Source organism: Streptococcus sp. 1055 (assembly GCF_013276815.1).
In the GTDB taxonomy this organism is placed as follows: Bacteria; Bacillota; Bacilli; order Lactobacillales; family Streptococcaceae; genus Streptococcus; species Streptococcus pseudopneumoniae.
This window is the reverse complement of the sequence record NZ_VMLT01000098.1, coordinates 11,216-18,176: the sequence shown is the minus strand read 5'-3', so window position 1 is coordinate 18,176 and position 6,961 is coordinate 11,216. Positions and strand designations below refer to the sequence as shown.

The window sequence follows — 6,961 nt, the reverse complement described above, 5'->3', positions numbered from 1 at the left end:
AAAACGGTGTTTTGAGCTGACTTCGTCAGTTCTATCTGCAACCTCAAAGCAGTGCTTTGAGCAGCCTGCGGCTAGTTTCCTATTTTAGTTGGAACTCGATTCAATTCATGTGACAACGTGAAAATCGTTAGAGCATTTTATATAGAATATACATGGGAATGTAGCTTACTCCCATTCCCATATTTAATAGAAAAAGAGGAACTCAATGCTACATTATACAAAAGAAGACTTGCTCGAATTGGGTGCAGAAATCACTACGCGTGAAATCTACCAACAGCCTGATGTATGGAGAGAAGCTTTTGAATTTTATCAAGCAAAACGTGAAGAAATTGCAGCCTTCCTACAAGAAATCGCTGATAAACATGACTATATTAAGGTTATCTTGACAGGTGCTGGGACTTCTGCTTATGTGGGAGATACCTTGCTACCTTACTTTAAGGAAGTCTATGACGAACGCAAATGGAATTTCAATGCTATTGCGACAACAGATATCGTTGCCAATCCAGCAACCTATTTGAAAAAAGATGTGGCAACTGTCCTTGTGTCTTTTGCTCGTAGTGGGAACTCGCCTGAAAGTGTGGCGACTGTTGATTTGGCCAAATCCTTGGTGGATGAGCTTTATCAAGTGACGATTACTTGTGCAGCAGATGGTAAATTGGCTCTTCAAGCTCACGGTGATGACCGTAATCTCTTGCTCTTGCAACCAGCTGTCTCTAATGATGCTGGATTTGCCATGACTTCTAGCTTTACGTCTATGATGTTGACAGCTCTCTTGGTCTTTGATCCTACAGAATTTGCTGTTAAGTCTGAACGTTTTGAAGTTGTATCTAGTCTTGCCCGTAAAGTTTTAGACAAGGTAGAAGATGTCAAAGAGCTCGTTGATTTAGACTTTAACCGTGTCATCTATCTAGGCGCTGGTCCTTTCTTTGGACTTGCTCATGAAGCTCAGCTCAAGATTTTGGAATTAACTGCTGGTCAAGTTGCGACCATGTATGAAAGCCCAGTTGGCTTCCGTCACGGTCCAAAATCTCTTATCAACGACAATACAGTTGTTTTGGTCTTTGGTACAACGACAGCCTACACTCGTAAGTACGACTTGGACTTGGTTCGTGAAGTTGCTGGTGACCAGATTGCTCGTCGTGTTGTGCTTTTGAGTGATCAAGCTTTTGGTCTTGAAAATGTCAAAGAAGTGGTCCTTGGTTGTGGCGGTGTCTTGAATGATATTTACCGTGTCTTCCCTTACATCGTTTATGCCCAACTCTTTGCTCTATTGACTTCACTCAAGGTAGAAAATAAACCAGATACACCGTCTCCTACAGGTACAGTAAACCGTGTAGTACAAGGTGTCATAATTCACGAATATCAAAAGTAAGACAGTGTTTATGAATTCTTGACAAGAGGATTTGTAAATTATCAGATAAACCATAGATTGTCAGTAGGCTTTCTATGGTTTGTTTGCTTGAGAGAAATAGTAAAAGGAGAACAGAATGAAAGCATACACAGAGCGTGTATTTGGAAATGTTGAGGGCGAGGATGTCTTGACCTATCGTTTTGAGACGGACGGTGGCTACCAGCTTGAAGTCATGACTTATGGTGCAACCATCTTGCGTTATGTCACACCTGATAAGGCTGGAAATTTTGCCAACGTTATTTTGGGATTTGATGACTTTGATAGCTATGTAGGTAATAGCCCCAAGCATGGAGCTAGCGTAGGTCCTGTGGCAGGTCGTATTGCTGGCGCGACCTTTGAGCTTAATGGCAAGACCTATGACCTTGAAGTCAACAATGCTAGCAACTGTAACCACAGTGGTTCAACTAGTTGGGATTCGAGTTTGTTTGAATTGGTTGAAGTGAGCGACCATGGCTTGACCCTCTACACAGAGCGTACAGATGGGACAGGAGGATTTCCTGGTAATCTCAAGATTTGGATTAGCTACAACTTGGAAGAAACTGGTGCTTACGAAATCAGCTACAAGGTAATGACCGATCAGGATACGCTGGTCAATCCAACCAACCACAGCTATTTCAACTTGTCTGGTGATTTCACGCAGACGATTGACCGTCATGTCTTCCAACTAAATACAGAGGGTATTTACCCAATCGCTCCCGACGGTGTTCCGGCCAAAACTCCAGATGCTAATCGTGATGTGGTTAAACACATCTACAATGGTGCTTTGTTGAAGGATATTTTTGCAGAAGAAGATGAGCAAATTCAGCTGGTGTCTGGTTTGGACCATCCATTTGCCCTTCCTGCAGGTCATGACAATGCTGGTTTCCTTTATGACCAAAACTCAGGTCGTTTCCTACTCTTCAAAACAGTGGCTCCTTGCTTTGTAGTCTACACAGCAAACTTTGTGGATGAGAGTGTACTTGTGGCTGGTCAGCCAATGGTGCAGCACAATGGGATTGCCCTTGAAGCGCAAGCTTTACCAGATGCCATTCACAGCGACCTCAAAGACCAAGTCATCCTTAAAGCTGGTCAAACCTTCACCAGTAAGACACGTTATGAACTTGTTGTGAAATAAAAAAGCTGGTCAAAAAGTCTTTAAAATTAAAATAACGCATATTGTCAGGTGATGAAAAGTTTGATAATATGCGTTTTATTATGAAATGATTTACTTTATATTATCCTGAAATGGTGTTATTTTTGAGTTATCTGGCTTGACTTTCTTGATGGAAATTATACAATAGTTGTAATAATTACAACGAGAAAAGAGGACCATTTATGACCTATGAATACAAGAGTCACATTTATTTGGCAGAGACAGTTTTAAATGTAAAGGATTTGGCCAGTCAAACAGCCTTTTATCAGCAAGTTATTGGTTTAGAAATCTTATCTCAAACTGAGACAGAGTCCATTCTAGGCCTTGGTGGAAAAGTCTTGGTACAGCTGATTCAAGCACAAGAGAGCGGAAAAGTGAGGGAACATTATGGTCTTTACCATTTGGCCATTCTCTTGCCCACACGCAAGGCTTTGGCTGATGTCTTGAAACACCTGACAGATTTACAAATTCCTCTTGTCGGCGGTGCAGACCATGGTTACAGTGAAGCTATTTACTTGGAAGATTTGGAGGGAAATGGCATTGAACTCTATCGAGATAAGCCGGTTTCCACATGGGATATTCGAGAAGATGGACGCATTATCGGAGTGACGGAGGCTCTTGCGGCGCAGGACATTTATGAGTTGGGGGAAAGAGTAGAGCCCTTTATCCTGGCAGAAGGTACGAGAATGGGGCATATTCATCTTTCCGTCAAGGATAGTCGAAAGTCCAGCCAGTTTTATCAAAAGGTGTTAGGGCTAGAGGATAAATTCAGTGTGCCTAGCGCTAGTTGGATTGCGGCTGGAGATTACCATCATCATTTAGCAGTTAACGAATGGGGAGGAAAAGGTCTGGATTCGCGTAAGCAAGGCTTACCAGGTTTAGCCTACTATGTCATCGAAGTCGCACATAAAGAAGAACTGTTAACGATTGCCCAACGAGCACAAGAAGTTGACGCACCAATCAAATGGATGACATCGAGCCAATTGGAAATCACAGACTCAGATGGAATTGTGACTCGTATTTGCTTAGCTCGATAGACAGGATGTGATGAAAATCAGAGCATCAATTGTAGAAAGTGGTTTTTATTCTAGTATTAGCTTTTCCTCAGTTCATCAGCTTCCTCCTTGACACTCCGTCAATTTTTGATACAATAGTACAAAATTAGAGGAGGCAGGCTATGATTCAGAAACATGCAATTCCCATTTTAGAGTTTGATGACAATCCTCAGGCAGTCATCATGCCTGATCACGAGGGGCTGGATTTGCACTTACCAAAGAAGTGTGTCTATGCTTTTTTAGGTGAAGAAATTGACCGCTATGCGAGGGAAGTAGGGGCGGACTGTGTCGGCGAATTCGTTTCAGCCACCAAGACTTATCCAATCTATGTCGTGAACTACAAGGGCAAGGAGGTCTGTCTGGCTCAGGCTCCTGTCGGTTCAGCTCCAGCAGCTCAGTTTATGGATTGGTTGATTGGCTATGGTGTGGAGCAGATTATTTCCACAGGTACCTGTGGTGTGCTAGCCGATATAGAGGAAAATGCCTTTCTAGTCCCTGTTCGCGCTCTGCGAGATGAAGGAGCTAGTTATCACTATGTGGCACCTTCTCGTTATATGGAAATGCAGCCAGAGGCTATTGCTGCTATTGAGCGAGTGTTGGAAGCCAGAGGGATTTCCTATGAAGAAGTCATGACCTGGACGACAGACGGTTTTTACCGAGAAACGGCTGAAAAGGTGGCTTATCGCAAGGAGGAAGGCTGTGCTGTTGTGGAGATGGAGTGTGCTGCGCTTGCGGCAGTAGCACAACTGCGTGGGATTCTCTGGGGAGAGTTGTTGTTTACAGCTGATTCCTTAGCAGACTTGGACCAGTACGATAGTCGTGACTGGGGCTCGGAAGCTTTTGAGAAGGCGTTAGAACTGAGTTTAGCAAGTGTTGTGCAACTTTAGTCGCTTTTCTCGGCAGTTTCTTATCTTAGTGAAGGAGAACTTTAAAAGCTTGATTGATGATTATTTTTTGCCGAATAAAATAGGAAGTCGGTAGTTTTTAGACGTTTCTAGAAATGGACGAGTTTGTATAACCTCTTTTTTAGGATAAGCGTACGCGATGTTTTGTCCATTCCTATTTGAGATATTTCTTCTGTTTTATGGTACAATGGAAACATGTTATTCAAATTATCTAAGGAAAAAATAGAGCTAGGCTTATCTCGTTTATCGCCAGCCCGTCGTATTTTTTTGAGTTTTGCCTTGGTCATTTTACTAGGCTCTCTTCTTTTGAGCTTGCCCTTTGTCCAAGTTGAAAGCTCACGAGCGACTTATTTTGATCATCTTTTCACTGCTGTCTCTGCAGTCTGTGTGACAGGTCTTTCAACCCTTCCAGTAGCTCACACATATAATATCTGGGGTCAAATAATCTGTTTGCTCTTGATTCAGATCGGTGGTCTAGGGCTCATGACCTTTATTGGGGTTTTCTATATCCAGAGCAAGCAAAAGCTTAGTCTTCGTAGCCGTGCAACTATTCAGGATAGTTTTAGTTATGGAGAAACTCGATCTTTGAGAAAGTTTGTCCATTCTATTTTTCTCACAACTTTTCTAGTTGAGGGTTTGGGAACTCTATTCCTCAGTTTTCGTTTTGTTCCACAACTTGGCTGGGGGCGCGGTCTTTTTAGTTCCATTTTTCTAGCTATATCCGCCTTCTGTAATGCAGGTTTTGATAATTTGGGGAGCACCAGTTTATTTGCTTTTCAGACCGATTTACTGGTCAATCTGGTGATTGCAGGCTTAATTATTACAGGTGGTTTTGGCTTTATGGTCTGGTTTGATTTGGCTGGTCATGTAGGAAGAAAGAAAAAAGGGCGCCTGCACTTTCATACGAAGCTTGTACTATTATTGACTCTAGGTTTGTTGTTATTTGGAACGGCAACTACTCTCTTTCTTGAGTGGAACAATGCTGGAACGATTGGCAATCTCCCTGTTGCCGATAAGGTTTTAGTTAGCTTTTTTCAAACAGTGACGATGCGAACAGCAGGCTTTTCTACGATAGATTATACTCAGGCTCATCCTGTGACTCTTTTGATTTATATCTTACAGATGTTTCTAGGTGGGGCACCTGGGGGAACGGCTGGGGGTCTCAAGATTACGACATTTTTTGTCCTCTTGGTCTTTGCTCGAAGTGAGCTTTTGGGCTTGCCTCATGCCAATGTTGCGAGACGAACGATTGCGCCGCGAACGGTTCAAAAATCCTTTAGTGTCTTTATTATCTTTTTGATGAGCTTCTTGGTAGGATTGATCCTGCTAGGGATGACAGCCAAAGGCAATCCTCCCTTTATCCACCTCATATTTGAAACCATTTCAGCTCTTAGTACAGTTGGTGTAACGGCAAATTTGACTTCTGATCTTGGGAAATTGGCTCTCAGTGTTATCATGCCACTTATGTTTATGGGACGAATTGGTCCCTTGACCTTGTTTGTTAGCTTGGCAGATTACCATCCAGAAAAGAAAGATATGATTCACTATATGAAAGCAGATATTAGTATTGGTTAAGAAAGGAAAGAGAATGTCAGATCGTACGATTGGAATTTTAGGATTGGGAATTTTTGGGAGCAGTGTCCTAGCTGCCCTAGCCAAGCAGGATATGAATATTATCGCTATTGATGACCACGCAGAGCGCATCAATCAGTTTGAGCCAGTTTTGGCGCGTGGAGTGATTGGTGACATCACAGATGAAGAATTATTGAGATCAGCAGGGATTGATACCTGCGATACCGTTGTCGTCGCGACAGGTGGAAATCTGGAGTCGAGTGTGCTTGCGGTTATGCACTGTAAGAGTTTGGGGGTACCGACTGTTATTGCTAAGGTCAAAAGTCAGACTGCTAAGAAAGTGCTAGAAAAGATTGGAGCTGACTCGGTTGTCTCGCCAGAGTATGAAATGGGGCAGTCTCTAGCACATACCATTCTTTTCCATAATAGTGTTGGTGTCTTTCAGTTGGATAAAAATGTCTCTATTGTGGAGATGAAAATTCCTCAGTCTTGGGCAGGTCAAAGTCTGAGTAAATTAGACCTCCGTGACAAATATAATCTGAATATTTTGGGCTTCCGAGAGCAGGAAAATTCCCCATTGGATGTTGAATTTGGACCAGATGACCTCTTGAAGGCAGATACCTATATTTTGGCGGTCATCAACAACCAGTATTTGGATACCCTAGCAGCATTGAATTTGTAAAAGAGGGAGCTTCCCTCTTTTTTGATGCTTAAGATGGTAAATAGAGACAGAAGCCTTGTATTCTAGTAAAAGTTCTTCAAAGGCTGGACTTTATGGTAGAATAGAAAGCAGTGACAAGAGAGAGTAATACTCTTCGAAAGTCAAATTTAAACCACGTCAACGTCACCTTGCCGTAGGTATAGGTAACTGACTTCGTCAGTCTTA

Annotated in this window: 6 protein-coding genes; all 6 read left to right on the top strand. The window is 42.5% G+C overall.

Annotated features, from left to right (window positions below; translation table 11 throughout):
- Nucleotides 1–205 precede the first annotated feature (205 nt).
- The 6 genes from HT699_RS08625 to HT699_RS08600 all read left to right on the top strand — a co-directional run bounded on the left by HT699_RS08625 (nt 206) and on the right by HT699_RS08600 (nt 6,757).
- The gene (locus HT699_RS08625; protein ID WP_044789298.1) at nt 206–1,372 is read left to right on the top strand and encodes an SIS domain-containing protein; all 1,167 of its coding nucleotides are present in this window, start codon (nt 206–208) and stop codon (nt 1,370–1,372) included.
- 115 nt (nt 1,373–1,487) lie between these two features.
- Nucleotides 1,488–2,525 carry an aldose epimerase family protein gene (locus tag HT699_RS08620; protein WP_100104655.1) on the top strand — a complete coding sequence of 346 codons (1,038 nt, stop codon included), beginning with the start codon at nt 1,488–1,490 and terminating at the stop codon, nt 2,523–2,525.
- Between the two features lie 200 nt (nt 2,526–2,725).
- Complete coding sequence (locus HT699_RS08615; protein ID WP_100104656.1) at nt 2,726–3,580, top strand: VOC family protein; 855 nt, start codon at nt 2,726–2,728, stop codon at nt 3,578–3,580.
- Nucleotides 3,581–3,720: 140 nt separating this feature from the next.
- Nucleotides 3,721–4,485, top strand: coding sequence for a nucleoside phosphorylase (locus tag HT699_RS08610; RefSeq protein WP_100104657.1), 765 nt, complete (start codon nt 3,721–3,723; stop codon nt 4,483–4,485).
- Nucleotides 4,486–4,698: 213 nt separating this feature from the next.
- A complete protein-coding gene (locus tag HT699_RS08605; protein ID WP_172934272.1) occupies nt 4,699–6,078 on the top strand; it encodes a TrkH family potassium uptake protein in 1,380 nt (459 codons plus the stop codon).
- Between the two features lie 13 nt (nt 6,079–6,091).
- Nucleotides 6,092–6,757: a TrkA family potassium uptake protein gene (locus tag HT699_RS08600; protein WP_001283900.1), complete on the top strand. Its 666-nt coding sequence runs from the start codon at nt 6,092–6,094 to the stop codon at nt 6,755–6,757.
- Nucleotides 6,758–6,961: the final 204 nt, after the last annotated feature.